Genomic DNA, 18,541 nt, shown 5'->3' on the forward strand with positions numbered 1-18,541 from the left:
ATGAAAATTCTTGATTGGTATATACTTAAGCGATATTTATTTACATTTTTAATGATGTTACTGTTGTTTATTCCTATTGGAATAACAGTAAATCTTGCCGAAAAAATTGATAAAATTTTAGAGAATGAAGTACCTTTTGTTGAGGTTGCACAATACTATCTAGATTTTACAATATATTTTGCAAACCTATTATTTCCACTATTTTTATTCTTATCTGTAATATGGTTTACTTCAAAACTTGCAAATAATACAGAGGTTATTGCTTTTTTAAGTTCTGGAGTTTCTTTTTCAAGATTTTTAAGGCCTTATATGTTTGGTGCAACTATAGTAGCTGCTTTTGCTATTGTATTAGGAATGTTTTTAGCGCCTAAGGCTAGTAAAGGGTTTAATGAGTTTTCGGCAAATTATTTAAAAAGGAACAAGAAAAAAGTTCAAACTTACGACATCTATAGACAGATTAATGATAATGAAATTATTTATGTAAGTAATTTTGATATGAAGTCCAAAAAAGGAAATAATTTCACTTTGGAGCACTTTAAAGAAAATAAGCTTGAATATAAAATTGATGCACAAACTATTAGGTATAATGAGGAGGATAGTACTTATAAATTAATAAATTATACTTTAAGGAGAATAGGAGAGAGAGACGATTTGATTATACAATCAAGGAGAAAGGACACCCTTTTTGATTTTGACTTAGAAGATTTAACACCAGTAGAATATATAGCAGAAACGTTAAGTTATAGCGATTTGTCCTCTTTTATAGAAAAGGAAGAGTCTAGAGGTTCGTCAAATATTGGTCGTTATCAAGTTGTTCAATATAAAAGATGGAGTTTACCAGTATCAGTATTTATATTAACAATAATTGCTGTTGCTGTATCATCTAAAAAACGACGAGGAGGTATGGGAGTTAACCTTGCTTTTGGTATTGGTATAGCCATGATATATGTGTTTTTTGACAAAGTATTTGGAGTTATGGCAGAACAATCCGATTTTCCTCCTGAAGTAGCAGTTTGGTTCCCTAATTTTGTTTTTGGTATTTTAGCAATATACCTTCTATATAATGCAAAAAGATAAGCTTAAAAATTACCTTCATTTACATTTACTAGTTTTTATTGCTGGTTTTACAGCTATTCTTGGAGAGTTAATTACCATTTCAGCAACACCTTTGGTTTGGTTTAGGATGGTTATAGCTGGAATTTTGATGTTTATTTATATTAAAATAAAAAAAATAAATCTAAAGGTTTCTTTTAATACATTAGTTAAATTTTCAATAGCTGGAATAATAATTGCACTTCATTGGATTACATTTTTTGAAGCTATTAAACAGTCTAATGTTTCGATAACCCTTGCAATGTTTTCAACAGGAGCTTTTTTTGCGTCATTAATAGAGCCTATTTTCTATAAAAGAAATGTGATTTGGTATGAAATTGTTTTTGGAGTTATAGTGATGTTAGGTGTTTGGTTAATAACACAAACCGAATTAAAGTACTTAACAGGGATTATTTTAGGAGTATCATCTGCATTTTTTTCATCATTATTTGCTGTTATTAACGGAAGGTTTGTAGAACGTTATAATGCTTCTACCATATCTTTTTATGAATTTGTTAGCGGTGTAATATTTATTGCATTGTTTATTCAGTTTTTTGGTGATGGTTTTACTTCAGATTTTTTTATACTAAGTACTATGGATTGGGTTTATTTATTAATTCTAGCTTCAATTTGTACAGCGTATGCATTTATAGCTTCGGTATATATAATGAAGTATATAACACCATATACAGTAGTACTTACTTATAATTTAGAACCTATTTATGGAATTATAATGGCTTTGATTTTATTTCCACAAACAGAAACAATGAGTACTCAATTTTACTTTGGAGCTATACTTATAATATGTACTGTAATACTTAATGGAGTTATAAAAAACACAAAGCTTGTAAAAAGAAAGCCCACAACTTAAGTTTACAACTTAAAGTTTTTATATTTGTACACTAACTAAAACTAAACTTAAATTTCTATGGAATATTTAGAATTTGAGCTACCTATTAAAGAGCTAGAAGAACAACTGCTTAAATGTCAGTTAATTGGAGAAGAAAGTGACGTAGATGTTACTGAAACCTGCAAACAAATACAGAAAAAATTAGACGAAACTAAGAAGGATATATATAAAAATTTGACGCCTTGGCAACGTGTACAAATGTCTAGACATCCCAATAGACCTTATACTTTAGACTATATCAATGCCATTTTTGGAGAATCTTTCCTTGAATTACATGGAGACAGAAACTTTAAAGATGATAAAGCCATGATTGGTGGTTTAGGGAAAATTGGAGATCAAAGTTATATGTTTATTGGTCAACAAAAAGGATATAATACTAAAACTAGACAATACCGAAATTTTGGTATGGCTAATCCAGAAGGTTATAGAAAAGCATTGCGTTTAATGAAATCTGCTGAGAAGTTTGGAATTCCTGTGGTTACCTTAATTGATACTCCAGGTGCTTATCCTGGGCTTGAAGCTGAAGAGCGTGGTCAAGGAGAGGCAATTGCAAGAAATATTTTAGAAATGACTCGTCTTAAAGTGCCTATTATTACTGTGATTATTGGAGAAGGAGCTTCAGGAGGAGCATTAGGTATTGGAGTTGGAGACAAAGTATTAATGTTAGAAAATACTTGGTATTCAGTAATTTCGCCAGAATCTTGTTCATCAATCCTTTGGAGAAGTTGGGAGTATAAAGAACAGGCAGCCGAAGCTTTAAAACTTACAGCCAAGGATATGAAGCGCATGAAATTGGTGGATGAAATTGTAAAAGAACCTTTAGGAGGTGCTCATAAAGATAGAGAGAAAACGTTTGAAACTGTAAGAGATGCTATTGCAAAATCTTACGATGAGTTTAAAAACTTATCACCAAAAGAATTGGTTGAAAAACGTATTGAAAAATATTCAAACATGGGAGTCTATAAAGACTAATCCTTTAAAATCAATAAATAAAGAAATCCGAAGTTTAACGACTTCGGCTTTTTTTATGCTTATTAACAATATTTCTAACTTATTAACAGTTAAATTGTTGACTTATAGTGAACAATGTCGTATCTTATAACTTAGATTTATCTTAACATTTTAGTTACATTCGTTTTATGAAACAACCCAATCAATTACAAGGCTATAAAGTAGATAAAAGCACTATTATTAGTCTTGAAAAAGGTAAAATACCTCCGCAAGCCCTTGATTTAGAAGAGGTTGTGCTTGGGGCTATGATGATAGATAAGAAAGGTGTAGACGAGGTTATAGATATTTTAAGTCCAGAAGCTTTTTATAAAGAAGCGCATCAATATATTTTTGAAGCTATATTCAAGTTGTTTGAAAATAGTGAACCTATTGACTTATTAACGGTTTCAACTCAATTAAAGAAGGATGGAAGGTTGGAATTATGTGGAGGAGATTTTTACTTAATTTCTCTTACTCAAAAGGTATCTTCTTCGGCTCATATTGAGTTTCATGCACGTATTATTTTACAAAAATTTATTCAACGTAGTTTGATTAAAATTTCAAATGAGATAATTGAAGATTCTTACGATGAAACTAAGGATGTTTTTGACTTATTAGATAAAGCTGAATCTAAACTATACGAAGTAACTCAAGGGAATATTAAAAAATCTTCTGAAACTGCCCAAGAATTAGTTATTCAAGCAAAAAAGAAAATTGAAGAAATTTCTAATAAAGAAGGATTAAGTGGTATTCCTACTGGATTTGATAAGTTAGATAAACTAACTTCTGGATGGCAACCTAGTGATTTAATTATAGTAGCTGCGCGTCCAGGTATGGGTAAAACAGCACTTACTTTGTCAATGGCTAGAAATATTGCTGTAGATCAAAATATTCCTGTAGCCTTCTTTTCATTGGAGATGGCATCTGTACAATTAATTACAAGACTTATATCTTCAGAAACTGGATTGTCTTCTGAGAAACTTAGGACAGGTAAATTAGAAAAGCACGAATGGGAGCAATTAAATGTGAAAGTTAAAGGATTAGAAAAAGCACCTTTGTTTATTGATGATACACCATCACTTTCTATTTTTGATTTACGTGCCAAAGCTAGACGTTTAGCCTCTCAGCATGGTATTAAAATGATCATGATTGATTATTTACAGCTAATGACAGCAGGAGGTGCAACTGGAGGCAATCGTGAACAAGAAATTTCTATGATTTCTCGAAACTTAAAGGCTTTAGCAAAAGAGTTAATGGTTCCAGTGATAGCGTTATCACAGTTATCGCGTGCTGTAGAAACTCGTGGTGGTAGTAAAAGACCTTTATTGTCTGACCTTCGTGAATCTGGAGCAATTGAGCAGGATGCTGATATTGTATCATTCATTTACAGACCAGAATATTATAAGATTGATGAATGGGATGATGAGGAACGTTCTCCAACAGAAGGACAAGCCGAATTTATTGTCGCTAAGCATAGAAATGGTGGTTTAGAGAACATTAGATTGAAATTCCTTGGTCATTTAGGTAAGTTTGATAATTTGGATGATTTCGATTCTCCATTTGGACAAGAGTTCCATTCTAAAATGAATGCTGCAGCTAATGATGATAGCTTTAAACCTGATAATTTTAGAGTAGATCCAAGTCAAGCATTTGGTACTCCTGATGATAATGATGTTCCATTCTAGCAAATATTTTATATTTAAAAGCTAAATTGTAGTTAATTAAATCTCTTTGTCTAACTTTTTAAGTTATTTTTATAAGGGTATAAAAATGACGTCATTATGTTAGACCAAAGACGAACTACAAATGTATTATTGCTATTTATAGTAATTCCTTTAGTATTTTATTTACTAAAAATATTGTCGTTTATTTTTATTCCTTTAATATTCGCAATGTTCATCGCATTATTATTTTTACCATTAATGCGTTGGTTGGAAAAAAGACGAGTCCCAAGATTAGTTAGAATTTTAATTGGCATTCTATCAATTGTAGCTGTATTTGCTTTAGGTATAGAGTTAGTTAAATTATCAAGTAAACAAATCATGTCTTCGGACACCGTGTTTTTTGAACAGGCAGAAGATAAAGTGGCAAGTCTAAAGGTGTATTTAGAAGATACATTTGCTATAGAGTTTCAAGAAAACAAAAATGTAATATCACAATTTATTCAAAGCGATAATTTAGGTAATACTGTAGGATTTTTAAGAACCTTTCTCACTTCAATATTAATGACTTTATTCTTTGTCGTTTTATTATTGGCTGAGTCTATAAACATGCATAAAGTATTAAATAACACAATTCTTAAAAGGAAGCATGCGTCAATAAAGGCTTTCATGAAAATTGAAAAAGATTTAATCACCTTTATTAAGGTAAAGGTTTTTGTTAGTTTACTTACAGGAATAGGTACAGGACTTGCATGTGTTTTTTTTGATGTTAGTTTTCCAATTTTTTGGGGCCTCTTTGCGTTTGTAATAAACTTTGTGCAGATGGTAGGTTCTTTTATATCTGTAATTCTGTTGTCAATTTTTGCTTTTGTAGAGTTAGAAACATCAAGCGTGCTATTTTTCTTCATACTATCTATAACAGGAGTACAAGTATTGTTTGGAGCAATATTAGAGCCTATTTTTATGGGTAAATCGTTTTCAATTAATGTTATAACAGTATTGATAATGCTTATGCTTTGGGGATTTATTTGGGGAATTCCAGGTTTAATTATGGCTATTCCAATTACTGTATTTATTAAGATTATTCTTGAGCAATTTGAGAGTACCAAAGTGATTGCAACATTACTCTCTGGACCTTCCTACAAGAAATAAACTTGTTTATTAAAATTAGCTTAAAGCACTTTAGTTGGCAGAATTTTTTAACTATATTTCAAATATGAAAAAGTTATTTTTAATCCTTTCTTTTTTATGTTCTATAAACGCTTTTGCATCATATATTTTAATTCCTATGGATGCTGAAAGTCAAAAGAATCATTTAAAAGCTTACGGAATTACTTATTGGACATTAGACAAGCAACAAAAAGTTAAATGGCTTCTTAATTACAGAGGTGGTGCTTTTTTATTACCAGATTTTGAGGAAATTCAAAGAGAATGTCAAATTAGAGGAGTGTCTTATGAAATTATTAGTAATACTAAAGCTGAAAGTATCCTGCAAGATATAAGTAGTCCTAGTAAAAACATGGAGGCAGTTGTTTTAGAAAAAGCACCAAAAATTGCAGTTTATACACCTTATGGTAAGCAACCTTGGGATGATGCCGTAACAATGGTATTAACTTATGCTGAAATACCTTACGAAACAGTTTATGACGAAGAAGTATTAAATGATGCACTTTTATTGTATGATTGGTTGCACTTACATCATGAAGATTTTACAGGACAGTATGGTAAATTTTATAGAAATTATAGAAGCGCAGCGTGGTATATAAAAGAAAAGAATGATGCAGAGGCTTTGGCAGCAAAATTGGGTTATAATAAGGTTTCTGAAGAAAAACTGGATGTAGCACTAAAAATTAGAGAATATGTAGTAGGTGGTGGTTTTATGTTTGCCATGTGTAGTGCAACTGATAGTTTTGATATAGCATTATCTGCTCAAGGTGTTGATATTTGCGAACCAATGTTTGATGGAGATGGAAGTGATGCTAATTACCAATCTAAAATTGATTATTCTCGAACGTTTGCTTTCACAGACTTTATTTTAGAACGTAGTCCAAATGTATATGAGTTTTCAAGTATAGATATGACTAGCAAACGACAAGTACCAAAAGAAACAGATTATTTTTCATTAATGGAATTTTCTGCAAAATGGGATCCTGTACCAACTATGCTTTGTCAAAATCATACAGCTTTAGTTAAAGGTTTTATGGGACAAACTACATCTTTTACTAGAGATCAAATTAAGTCTAATGTATTAATAATGGGAGAAAATAAAACTAATGGTGAAGCAAGATATATTCATGGTATAAATGGCAAAGGTTTTTTTACTTTTTATGGAGGTCATGACCCAGAGGATTATACACATAGAGTAGGTGATCCTAAAACTGAGTTGGACTTACACCCAACATCTCCTGGTTACAGACTTATATTAAATAATGTGTTATTTCCTGCAGCTAAGAAGAAAAAACAAAAAACTTAAAATAGATTAGTTTGAAAAGAACTCTAAGTCAACTACTAGGTTTAATTTTCCAATCAATTATTTATTGGTCAATTTCATTTTGTGTCTTTATTTTCATAAGGTATTTTGCGCTTAATGAAGAAGAAGGCTTAACTATTGATCCAAAATTTGATGTTCCTATAACTACATGGTTAGAGTATGGAGTTATTCTTGGGGTAATTGTAGGTTTCTTTTATGCTATAAATGAGTTTGTTTTTGATAAATATGTGACTCCTAGAGTATATTTAGGATTATCTATCCTTTTAAAAACATTATTTTATTTACTACTTCTTATTGTGTCGCTTAGCTTTTTAGTCTCTTTACTAGAATATACAGTTGATCGTGATTTGCCTAATGAGAAAGGATGGTGGCGTACTAATCCATTATTTTGGTTAATGGCAGCTTATTTTTGGTTAAGTTCATTAATCTTTTCTTTTATAAAAATGGCAATAGAACGTTTTGGCAGAGGCTTATTTTTTAAAATGCTTATAGGAAAATATAGAAGACCAAGAGAGGAGAAAAAGATTTTTATGTTTTTAGATTTAAAATCGTCAACTACAACAGCAGAAAAATTAGGACATTTTAAGTACAGTCAGTTTATTCAAGATTGTTTCATTGATTTAAATGCTATAATTAATAAGTATGATGCAGAGATTTATCAATATGTAGGAGATGAAGCTGTACTTACTTGGAATTATAAAAATGGTTTAGAAGATAATAGATGTGTAAATATCTATTTTGATTTTAGAAGACGACTTTTAAATAAAAAAGATTATTATTTAGATAAGTATGGTGTTTTGCCTGAGTTTAAAGCAGGAATGCATGGAGGTAACCTTATGATGGCTGAAGTTGGAACTATAAAAAAAGAAATGGCTTACCATGGAGATGTTATTAATACAACAGCTAGAATCCAAGGTGAATGTAATAAATATGGCGAGCAGTTACTAATGTCTGAAGCTTTGATAAAAGATTTAAATTTGGATAGCTCTTTTGTTACTAATAAAATGGGAAGCGTAATACTTAAAGGTAAAAATGAAGAGGTTATGATTTATTCTCTAAATTTAAGTTAGGCATGTGTATTTTATAAAGTATTTTACTACTTTTATTGTCAGTAAAATAAATAAACAAAATCATGAAAAAAACCTTATTAGCCTCATTATTTGCTGTTGGAATGTTATTTACTTCTTGTTCTTCATCAGATGATAACAACGAAAAGACATGTGAAGATAGAATTCAAGATTCAGCAGAAGCTGCTATTGCATTTGCAAGTGCTACAGATGATAATTATGTAGAATTATGTAATGCGTATAAAGTTGCATTACAATTACAAATCCAAGACTGTGGAGATTCATCTTCTTTACAAGAAACTATTGACGAAGTACTTGGTGATTGCGTTCCAGTTACTGGTGTAGGTAGTAACTAATTATTTCTTTTTTTTGTTTGATTTTTTTGAAAAATCAAATCAGCCAAAACTACTTCAACACCTAAGTCATTATTGCTTAGTGTTTCATATTTTGCAATGGCTTTTACATTTGGATGTGCATTAGCCATTGCAAAACTATATTTAGATTGACTTAGCATTTCTAAATCATTGTTATAATCTCCAAATGCTAGAATTTCTTCTGGCAATACATTAAATTTTTTCTGTAAAAGCTTTAAAGCTTCTCCTTTATTAGATTTATAATCAGAAATATCAACCCAATGTTGACCAGAAACAATTACTTTAAAATCCTTAGCTAAGGAACTTACATTAGGGAAAATATACTTTTCTGCACTAACATCATTATATAGTGCAATTTTTATAACATCATCTTTTATCTCTGAAATGTGATTGATAATTTGAAAATCTGAATAATACTCTTTAATTATTTGAATTATTTCTAAAGAACTGTCCATGATATATGCTTTCTTTCTAGTGCAGTAAATAGGGTGAGTACCATTAAGATTGTAAATGGTTTTGCTAATTTCTGAAATACTTTTTGGAGATATTATGTTATTAGCAAGTATTTCATTGTCATGGACTACATATGCGCCATTCTCAGCAACAATAGTTATTTCATCTTTTATAGTGTGTAATTTATCAAGTATGCTATAATAAGGTCTTCCACTAGCAGCAACAAAATAAATACCTTCCTTTTTTAAATCATAAAATAAGTTTAAAAACTGTTTACTTACTTCATGATTTGAATTAAGCAAAGTGCCATCCATATCTGTTATGACAAGCTTAATATTGGTTAAATCCATATTCTAATTATTAAAAAGCCTACTCTAGAGAGTAGGCTGAATTTATTAATGAGTTCCAACTGCACAACCGCAAGTTTCTCTTGTGAAACTTTTACTTTCCTCATGCCATGGAAATGCTGCATTATATTTTGAGTTTTCCCAATAAAATTTAGAGCGCTCTTTAGGATTGTTTCCTATTTCATTCATTGTTTCGGTATCGTATAAACGACCATTAATCATTGTATATTTAACGCTTTCAGTATTTCTAATATTCTCTAAAGGATTTTTGTCTAGTACTATTAAGTCTGCTAATTTCCCAACTTCTAACGACCCAATATCATTACTCATTCCTAAATAATCTGCACCATTTAAAGTAGCAGCTCTCAAAGCTTCCATATTAGTCATTCCCCCTTGATGTAGCATCCATAATTCCCAGTGCGCCGCAAGACCTTGTAATTGACCATGTGCTCCTAAATTCACTTTAACGCCTTTATCTGTTAATGCTTTACAGGTTTTAGATGTTAAAATATGTCCATTTTCATATTCTTCTTGTGGAATCATTACACGATGTCTTGCTCTAGAATCAATAATACTTCTTGGAAAATATTTAAGTAATTTTTCATTTTCCCAAACATTTGTGTTTTGATACCAATAGTATTCTCCACTCATTCCAGCATAATTTACTACTAGAGTAGGTGTATATCCAGTATTACTATTTCCCCAAAGTTCTAGAACATCTTTATAAACAGGAGCAATAGGAATATTATGTTCAACTCCTGTATGTCCATCCATAATCATGGTAATGTTATGATAAAAAGTAGAACCTCCTTCTGGCACTACAAAAATGCCTTCTTCACGTGCAGCTTGTAATACTTGCTGACGTTGTTCACGTCTTGGTTGATTATAACTTTTAACAGACAATGCTCCAAAGGCTTTTGTACGTCTAATTGATGAACGCGCATCATCTAAATTATTAATCACAGCTTTAAAATCGCCATCAGCACCATATAGAATAAACCCAGTAGAGTATAGGCGAGGACCAACTAAAGTCCCATTTTTTTGTAATTCAGATAGTGCAAAAACAGTTTCAGTATTTGCTGAAGGATCATGAGCTGTTGTAACACCAAAAGCTAGATTAGCATAGAATTGCCAATGTTTTTGAGTTGTTAACCCGTAACGGAAACCTCCAATGTGTGCATGTGCATCTACCATTCCGGGCATGATCGTTTTTCCTTCAACATTATAAACTTTAGCATTTGAAGGTACTTTAATATCATTTGAGTTTCCAATAGCTTCAATTCTATTCTCATTGATTATAATAGTACCATTTTCAATAACCTTATCACCTTCCATCGTAATAATTCTTGCATTAGTAAAGGCAATTTTTCCTGATGGTTTGTCTGTTTTTGCATTTAGATTTATAGAAATACTTTTTTCTGAAAGCAATTTATTTTCTAGTGAAGCATCTGCAGAAAAATATTGATTTCCTAAAGTCCAATAAATAGTTTTACTGTCTTTAGACCAATGTATGTTTATTCCTGCATCTTTAGATAATTGATTGACTGGAATAAATTTTGTTTTATCTGTAATACTTAAAGAAGTTCCCGCTTTAGGCATTGGTGCTTTATAAACTTTATGAAGATGTTGAAAAGCTACCCAATTATTATCTGGACTAAGTACTAATCTATTTCCATGTTTAGACTTAATTAAAACACGCTCATTATTACCATTTAAGTCTACACTCTTTAATTCTTTTGTTATTGCACCAAAATACATACCACCTTTTTGATAAATAATTCTATCGTTGGAAGTGTTGAATACAGGAAAATCACCTTCTTTAGTAATGAATTTACTATTTGTACCATTAGAATTCATTATATAAAGACCTGATTTTTTTGTAAAAGAATGTCCTTGTTCGTTATTACCACCTTCTTTTTTATAAGTAATTAAAGTACCATCGTTAGAATAAGAAGGTGTTCTATAAATTCCTTTTTGAGAAGTTAACTTAGTTGGAGTTCCACCAGTAGATGGTATGCTATATATAGCTCCAAGGTTTTCATCATTCCAAGTAACATAGGTGATGGTTGTTCCATCAGGAGAAAAAACAGGTTCAAATTCAAAATCGGTTCCTGTTGTTAACCTCCTTGGTTTTCCATTTGGCATTTTCTTTGTCCATAAATAGCCTAAAGCATTAAATACAACCGTTTTTCCATTTGGAGAAGTTTGTAAATGTCTTATTACTTTTGCGTCAAAATTCTCTGGAGAAACTGGAGTGTCAAACTCTATAGCTTTGGCAATTTTTATTTTGGCATTTGCTTCAAAAGGAATATTTGTTATTTCTAATGTATTAATGTCTATTTTATTTATTTTTCCACCGCTCCATATTACAATAGCATCATCATTTGGCATCCAATTAAAGTTTGTATAAACACCAAAAATAGCCCAAGCTTCTTGCTGGTCTTTGTTTAAACCATCATAAATTGGCCATTCTTCACCAGTTTCTAAATCGTGTATGTATAAAACGGATTTAGTTCTAACACGTTTAACGAAAGCTAACTTTTTTCCATCCCTTGAAATTTGAGGTCTTGCAGCACCACCAGGACCTCCAGTAATACGTTCTGTTTTTCCCGTTTCTAAATCATATCTATTAATTACATAGATTTGTTTATTTGGGTCCTTGTTGTATTGAAAAAAGCCTCCAGGATATACATCTTCACTATAAAAAAGTGATTTTCCATCTGGAGAAATACAAGGTTCGTTTACATCTTGTTGAGCATTTTTCTTTTTTGTTAATTGAATCCCACTTCCACCAGTTGTGTGATACATCCACATTTCTCCAGCTCCTAAAGAGCGGGTAGAAGAGAAGTGCTTTCTAGCAATTAAATAGTTACCATCGGGTGTCCATACTGCATTATTTAGTAATCTAAAGTTTTCTTTTGTTATCTGTTTGGCATTGGAACCATCAATATTCATTGTCCAAATATTATCACCACCACCAGCATCACTAGTAAATGAAATTGTTTTTCCATCAGGACTAAATCTTGGTTGAATTTCAAATGCTAAACCTTCTCTTAAAATTTTTGCATCACCACCTTTTATATTCATAATATAAATATCTCCTAGTAAATCAAAAACAATATGTTTTCCATCTGGACTAACATCAAGGTTCATCCATGTTCCTTCATCTGTAGATAAATTCATTTCTTTAAAATCCCAATCACCTTCAGGATTAGACACATCCCATTTTTTAGTATCATCTTGTGCATTAGCAAAAAATCCAAATAGGAATACTAATACAATAAACTTTATATGCTTCATGCTTGTATAGATATAATTTTTAGTGAGGTAAGATAAGTATAATATTGTAAAATATAATTAGAAAAGATGTGACTAGTAGATATAAAAAAACCGACTCAAAATGAGTCGGTTTTAATAAGCGAAATATTGTTATACAATAGGCGATATGCCCTAATTTACTTTATCTATAATTGCTTTAAAAGCTTCAGGGTTGTTCATAGCTAAATCTGCTAAAACCTTACGGTTTAATTCGATATTGTTAGCTTTTAGTTTACCCATGAATTGAGAATAAGATAAACCGTGTTGTCTAGCTCCAGCGTTAATACGCGTGATCCATAAAGCACGGAAAGTTCTCTTTTTATTTCTACGGTCTCTGTACGAGTATTGCATCGCTTTATCAACCGCATTTTTTGCTACTGTCCAAACGTTTTTACGACGTCCGAAGTAACCTTTTGCTTGCTTAAGAACCTTTTTTCTTCTGGCTCTTTTAGCTACTGAATTTACTGATCTTGGCATTTCTTAAATTGTTTTTTGTAGTAGGCGTTCAAATATTATTTTTTGAAACTTTTATTGGCCTAACTCCATGGTTTATAATTAATTTTAACCTAAGCGGTAATTACTTTAAACGTAATTGTTGCTTAATACTTGCTTCATCACTCTCATGAACTAATCCACTATGAGTTAAAGCTAGTTTACGCTTTTTAGACTTCTTTGTTAAGATGTGACTTTTAAAAGCGTGCTTTCTTTTAATCTTACCAGTACCAGTTAACTTAAAACGTTTTTTGGCACTAGATTTAGTTTTCATTTTAGGCATTGTTCTCCTTTTATTTAATTATTTCTCGCTTATTTATTTTTTTGGTGCAATAAACATTGTCATACGTTTACCTTCCAGTTTTGGCATTTGTTCTACTTTACCAAGGTCTTCTAAATCTTGCGCTAAACGCAATAATAAAATTTGTCCTTGTTCTTTGTAAATAATTGAACGCCCTTTAAAGAATACAAAAGCTTTAAGTTTTGCACCTTCTTTTAAGAACTTTTCTGCATGCTTCTTTTTAAAAGCATAATCGTGATCATCGGTTTGTGGTCCAAAACGAATTTCTTTGATGACTACTTTTGTAGCTTTAGATTTTAAAGCTTTATCTCGTTTCTTTTGTTCATAAAGAAACTTCTTATAGTCCATAACTTTACATACAGGCGGAACAGCTTTAGGAGATATTTCTACTAAATCTAATTCCTGTTCGTCAGCTATTGCCAAGGCTTGAGATATTGTATATACTCCAACCTCTACATTATCACCTACTAATCTAACTTCTGGTGATGTAATCTTTCTGTTAATCCTGTGTTTGTCCTCCTTGATTATTCTAGCAGGACCTCTATTTCTTCTTCTACGTATTGCTATGACTCTAAAATTTTAGTTAAACTATAAATTGTTTTAATGTTTTATTTATTTCTGTTTCTACAACATTGGTAAATTCTTCTACACTAATCATGCCTAAATCTTCACCACCATGTTGACGAACCGATATCATGTTTTCTTTTTCTTCATTCTCACCAACAATAATCATGTATGGGATTTTTTGCATTTCTGCATCACGAATCTTTTTACCCATCGTTTCATTTCTATTGTCAATAAGGGCGCGAATTTCGTTATTTTCTAACAAATTTAAAACTTTTTCGGCGTATTTTTCAAATTTCTCACTGATTGATAGTACAATAACTTGTTCAGGAATAAGCCATAAAGGGAAATTTCCACCAGTATGTTCTAATAAAATAGCAACAAATCTTTCCATACTTCCAAATGGTGCACGATGAATCATTACTGGTCTATGTAGCTCATTATCTGCTCCTTTATAAGTTAAGTCAAAGCGCTCAGGTAAATTATAGTCAACTTGAATTGTTCCTAATTGCCATTGTCTACCTAAAGCATCTTTAACCATAAAGTCTAATTTTGGACCATAAAAAGCAGCTTCACCACTTTCAATAACATAATCAAGTCCTTTATCTTTAGCTGCGTTAATTATAGCTTGTTCTGCTTTTTCCCAATTTTCAACACTACCTATATATTTATCAGGATTATCTAAATCACGAACTGATACTTGGGCTGTGAAGTTTTCAAATCCTAATGATCCAAATACATATAATACTAAATCAATTACATTTTTAAACTCAGCATCTAATTGGTCTGGAGTACAAAATATATGTGCATCATCTTGTGTAAAGCCTCTTACTCTAGTTAATCCATGAAGTTCTCCACTTTGTTCATATCTATATACAGTTCCAAATTCAGCATACCTTTTTGGTAATTCTCTATAGCTAAATGGTTTTGTGTTATATATTTCACAGTGATGAGGACAGTTCATTGGTTTTAGTAAGAACTCTTCATCTTCTTTAGGTGTTTTTATTGGTTGAAAACTATCTTCCCCATATTTAGCATAATGACCAGAAGTAACATAAAGTTCTTTTTGACCAATATGTGGGGTAACAACCATTTCATAGCCAGCTTTTTGTTGCGCTTTTTTTAAGAAGTCTTCTAATCTTCCTCTTAATGCAGCTCCTTTAGGCAGCCATAACGGTAAACCTTGTCCTACTTTTTGAGAAAATGTAAATAGTTCAAGTTGTTTACCTAGCTTTCTATGATCACGTTTTTTAGCTTCTTCTAATAAAGCTAAATATTCTGTTAGTTCTTTTTGCTTTGGAAAAGAGATACCATAAACTCTAGTAAGTTGCTTGTTATTTTCATCTCCTCTCCAATAAGCTCCAGCTACACTTAATACTTTAACAGCTTTTACAATTCCTGTATTCGGAATATGACCACCTCTACATAAATCTGTAAAAGTAGAATGGTCGCAAAATGTTATATTACCATCAGTAAGGTTTTCTATAAGTTCTACTTTATATTCGTTACCTTCTACTTTGTATTTAGAAAGAGCATCTGCTTTTGAAACTGACTTCATTTTAAAATCATGCTTCCCTCTAGCAATCTCTATCATTTTATTTTCAATAGTTTTAAAATCTTTATCTGAAATAGAATTAGATCCTAAATCTACATCGTAATAAAACCCATTTTCAATAGCGGGACCAATTGATAATTTAACACCTGGATATAATTCTTCTAAAGCTTGAGCGAGTATATGAGATGATGAGTGCCAGAAAGCTTTTTTGCCTTCATCGTCTCTCCATGTGTATAAGGTTAATTTACCATCAGTTGTTAAAGGGGTTGAAGTTTCAATTGTTGTATCGTTAAATTTAGCCGAAATAACATTTCTAGCAAATCCTTCACTAATATCTTTAGCAACATCCATAGGTGTGATAACATCGTTATAAGATCTCACACTATTGTCAGGTAATGTAATATTTATCATTTATTTCAAAAATTAAGCTGCAAAGATAATAGTATCTAGATTTAGATACAATATATATATGTATAAATAATTTCATCTAAACCTTATTATGGCAATGGTTACAATTATTATTCTACATTAAATGTTCCGTATCGGGATTTTGCGATACGTTTTGGATTGGTTTGGAACTTCTTTTTGTAGGTGTTAATTGTGTTAGTTTATGCCTTTATATTATATAAGTATATATAGTCAATATTATATGATATATAAGAATTGAAAAAAGTATTGTTGTAAGTGTCTTGTATTCAGGTAGAAGAAAAATACTTTTAAAAAAAGTCAAAAAAAGTCTTGCGAAGGATAAAATGAGGTGTATATTTGCAGCCGCTTAGCGAGAGAGGGTGATGTAAAAAGGAGCTAAGTACACGTTCTAAAAAGGGTTTTGAAAAAAGATTAAAAAAAGTTTTAAAAAGGCTTTGTAGAAATAAAAAAGGTTGTATGTTTGCAGCCGCAAAAAACGGGATGCGTTTTGAGTGAAAAGTTCTAAAAAAGTTGTTTTAAAATAAATTTAAAAAAGTTTCAAAAAAGCTTTGCAGAATTAAAAAAGGTTGTATGTTTGCAGCCGCTAAAAACGCTAGAGCGTTTGAGGTAAAAACAAGTTCATTAAAATAGTGTTTTGAAGATTAAAAAGAGGTTTAAAAAAACTTCGAAAAAAAATCAAAAAAAACATTGTGGGAATAAAAAAAGGGTTTTATATTTGCACCCGCTTAGCAACTAAAGGTTGTTAAGAAAAGAAGTAAAAAAGTTCATTAAACATATTGATTGACAGCGTAAGATTAAGATTGGAAACGGTCTTAATTAAACAAGAGAATAAACCATTTTGAGTACAAAATTAATATCCTTTAATTGTTAGATAATATTTAAGATTTAACGATGAAGAGTTTGATCCTGGCTCAGGATGAACGCTAGCGGCAGGCCTAACACATGCAAGTCGAGGGGTAACAGAGAAAAGCTTGCTTTTTTGCTGACGACCGGCGCACGGGTGCGTAACGCGTATAGAACCTACCTTTTACAGAGGGATAGCCTTTAGAAATGAAGATTAATACCTCATGGTATTATAGATTGGCATCAATTTATAATTAAAGATTTATCGGTAAAAGATGGCTATGCGTCCTATTAGCTAGATGGTGTGGTAACGGCATACCATGGCAACGATAGGTAGGGGCCCTGAGAGGGGGATCCCCCACACTGGTACTGAGACACGGACCAGACTCCTACGGGAGGCAGCAGTGAGGAATATTGGGCAATGGAGGCAACTCTGACCCAGCCATGCCGCGTGCAGGAAGACTGCCCTATGGGTTGTAAACTGCTTTTATACAGGAAGAAACACTCCCTCGTGAGGGAGCTTGACGGTACTGTAAGAATAAGGATCGGCTAACTCCGTGCCAGCAGCCGCGGTAATACGGAGGATCCAAGCGTTATCCGGAATCATTGGGTTTAAAGGGTCCGTAGGTGGATTAGTAAGTCAGAGGTGAAAGCCTGCAGCTCAACTGTAGAACTGCCTTTGATACTGCTAGTCTTGAGTTATTATGAAGTAGTTAGAATATGTAGTGTAGCGGTGAAATGCATAGATATTACATAGAATACCAATTGCGAAGGCAGATTACTAATAATATACTGACACTGAGGGACGAAAGCGTGGGGAGCGAACAGGATTAGATACCCTGGTAGTCCACGCCGTAAACGATGGTCACTAGCTGTTTGGACTTCGGTCTGAGTGGCTAAGCGAAAGTGATAAGTGACCCACCTGGGGAGTACGTTCGCAAGAATGAAACTCAAAGGAATTGACGGGGGCCCGCACAAGCGGTGGAGCATGTGGTTTAATTCGATGATACGCGAGGAACCTTACCAGGGCTTAAATGTAAGTTGCATGATTTAGAGATAGATCTTTCTTCGGACTACTTACAAGGTGCTGCATGGTTGTCGTCAGCTCGTGCCGTGAGGTGTCAGGTTAAGTCCTATAACGAGCGCAACCCCTGTTGTTAGTTGCCAGCGAGTAATGTCGGGAACTCTAACAAGACTGCCGGTGCAAACCGTGAGGAAGGTGGGGATGACGTCAAATCATCACGGCCCTTACGTCCTGGGCTACACACGTGCTACAATGGTAGGTACAGAGAGCAGCCACGTCGCGAGGCGGAGCGAATCTATAAAACCTATCACAGTTCGGATCGGAGTCTGCAACTCGACTCCGTGAAGCTGGAATCGCTAGTAATCGGATATCAGCCATGATCCGGTGAATACGTTCCCGGGCCTTGTACACACCGCCCGTCAAGCCATGGAAGTTGGGAGTGCCTGAAGTCCGTCACCGAAAGGAGCGGCCTAGGGTAAAATCGATAACTAGGGCTAAGTCGTAACAAGGTAGCCGTACCGGAAGGTGCGGCTGGAACACCTCCTTTCTAGAGAAAGACGATTAAAAGGTATTAGGAAAGGGATAGTTTATTCTCAAAGCTGTTAATTATATTATGACTAAGAAAAAGTA

General features: G+C 32.4%; 15 protein-coding genes and 1 rRNA gene. 10 read left to right on the forward strand and 6 right to left on the reverse strand.

What is annotated here, in order from left to right; genetic code table 11:
• The 8 genes from ACLII3_RS12370 to ACLII3_RS12405 all read left to right on the forward strand — a co-directional run bounded on the left by ACLII3_RS12370 (position 1) and on the right by ACLII3_RS12405 (position 8,567).
• Positions 1-1,077 carry an LptF/LptG family permease gene (locus ACLII3_RS12370; protein ID WP_412984546.1) on the forward strand — a complete coding sequence of 359 codons (1,077 nt, stop codon included), beginning with the start codon at positions 1-3 and terminating at the stop codon, positions 1,075-1,077.
• The gene (locus tag ACLII3_RS12375) at positions 1,064-1,963 is read left to right on the forward strand and encodes a DMT family transporter (RefSeq protein WP_412984547.1); all 900 of its coding nucleotides are present in this window, start codon (positions 1,064-1,066) and stop codon (positions 1,961-1,963) included. Before ACLII3_RS12370 ends, ACLII3_RS12375 begins: the two co-directional genes overlap by 14 nt.
• 57 nt (positions 1,964-2,020) lie before the next feature.
• Positions 2,021-2,974, forward strand: coding sequence for an acetyl-CoA carboxylase carboxyltransferase subunit alpha (locus ACLII3_RS12380; protein ID WP_412984548.1), 954 nt, complete (start codon positions 2,021-2,023; stop codon positions 2,972-2,974).
• Positions 2,975-3,141: 167 nt separating this feature from the next.
• A complete protein-coding gene (gene dnaB, locus ACLII3_RS12385; RefSeq protein ID WP_412984549.1) occupies positions 3,142-4,677 on the forward strand; it encodes a replicative DNA helicase in 1,536 nt (511 codons plus the stop codon).
• 96 nt (positions 4,678-4,773) lie between these two features.
• On the forward strand, positions 4,774-5,805 hold the full coding sequence (locus ACLII3_RS12390; RefSeq protein ID WP_412984550.1) for an AI-2E family transporter: 1,032 nt from the start codon (positions 4,774-4,776) through the stop codon (positions 5,803-5,805).
• 136 nt (positions 5,806-5,941) lie between these two features.
• Positions 5,942-7,126, forward strand: a complete 1,185-nt coding sequence (locus tag ACLII3_RS12395) for an asparagine synthetase B (RefSeq protein WP_412987917.1) — start codon at positions 5,942-5,944, stop codon at positions 7,124-7,126.
• An 11-nt stretch (positions 7,127-7,137) separates the two neighbouring features.
• Positions 7,138-8,214: an adenylate/guanylate cyclase domain-containing protein gene (locus ACLII3_RS12400; RefSeq protein WP_412984551.1), complete on the forward strand. Its 1,077-nt coding sequence runs from the start codon at positions 7,138-7,140 to the stop codon at positions 8,212-8,214.
• 62 nt (positions 8,215-8,276) lie between these two features.
• Positions 8,277-8,567, forward strand: a complete 291-nt coding sequence (locus ACLII3_RS12405) for a hypothetical protein (RefSeq protein ID WP_412984552.1) — start codon at positions 8,277-8,279, stop codon at positions 8,565-8,567.
• On the opposite strand, the gene ACLII3_RS12410 is transcribed toward ACLII3_RS12405, so the two are convergent.
• The 6 genes from ACLII3_RS12410 to thrS all read right to left on the reverse strand — a co-directional run bounded on the left by ACLII3_RS12410 (position 8,564) and on the right by thrS (position 16,026).
• Positions 8,564-9,388 (reverse strand): HAD family hydrolase, encoded by an 825-nt coding sequence (locus ACLII3_RS12410; protein WP_412984553.1) that lies wholly within the window; start codon positions 9,386-9,388, stop codon positions 8,564-8,566. The genes ACLII3_RS12405 and ACLII3_RS12410 overlap by 4 nt on opposite strands.
• A gap of 45 nt (positions 9,389-9,433) precedes the next feature.
• Entirely contained in the window at positions 9,434-12,685 is a 3,252-nt protein-coding gene (locus ACLII3_RS12415; protein WP_412984554.1) for an amidohydrolase family protein, read from the reverse strand.
• Between the two features lie 150 nt (positions 12,686-12,835).
• A complete protein-coding gene (gene rplT / locus ACLII3_RS12420) occupies positions 12,836-13,180 on the reverse strand; it encodes a 50S ribosomal protein L20 (protein ID WP_412984555.1) in 345 nt (114 codons plus the stop codon).
• Positions 13,181-13,280: 100 nt separating this feature from the next.
• Positions 13,281-13,478, reverse strand: a complete 198-nt coding sequence (rpmI, locus tag ACLII3_RS12425; protein WP_412984556.1) for a 50S ribosomal protein L35 — start codon at positions 13,476-13,478, stop codon at positions 13,281-13,283.
• Positions 13,479-13,511: 33 nt separating this feature from the next.
• The gene (gene infC / locus ACLII3_RS12430) at positions 13,512-14,021 is read right to left on the reverse strand and encodes a translation initiation factor IF-3 (protein WP_412987919.1); all 510 of its coding nucleotides are present in this window, start codon (positions 14,019-14,021) and stop codon (positions 13,512-13,514) included.
• A gap of 58 nt (positions 14,022-14,079) precedes the next feature.
• Positions 14,080-16,026 carry a threonine--tRNA ligase gene (gene thrS / locus ACLII3_RS12435; RefSeq protein WP_412984557.1) on the reverse strand — a complete coding sequence of 649 codons (1,947 nt, stop codon included), beginning with the start codon at positions 16,024-16,026 and terminating at the stop codon, positions 14,080-14,082.
• A gap of 69 nt (positions 16,027-16,095) precedes the next feature.
• Between thrS and ACLII3_RS12440 the strand changes: the two genes are divergently transcribed.
• Together ACLII3_RS12440 and ACLII3_RS12445 are read left to right on the forward strand one after the other, a co-directional pair.
• Entirely contained in the window at positions 16,096-16,206 is a 111-nt protein-coding gene (locus tag ACLII3_RS12440; protein WP_412987920.1) for a putative porin, read from the forward strand.
• Positions 16,207-16,932: 726 nt separating this feature from the next.
• Positions 16,933-18,458 (forward strand): 16S ribosomal RNA (locus tag ACLII3_RS12445).
• Positions 18,459-18,541 lie beyond the last annotated feature (83 nt).

Source organism: Pontimicrobium sp. IMCC45349, from assembly GCF_047219225.1.
Lineage (GTDB): Bacteria > Bacteroidota > Bacteroidia > Flavobacteriales > Flavobacteriaceae > IMCC45349.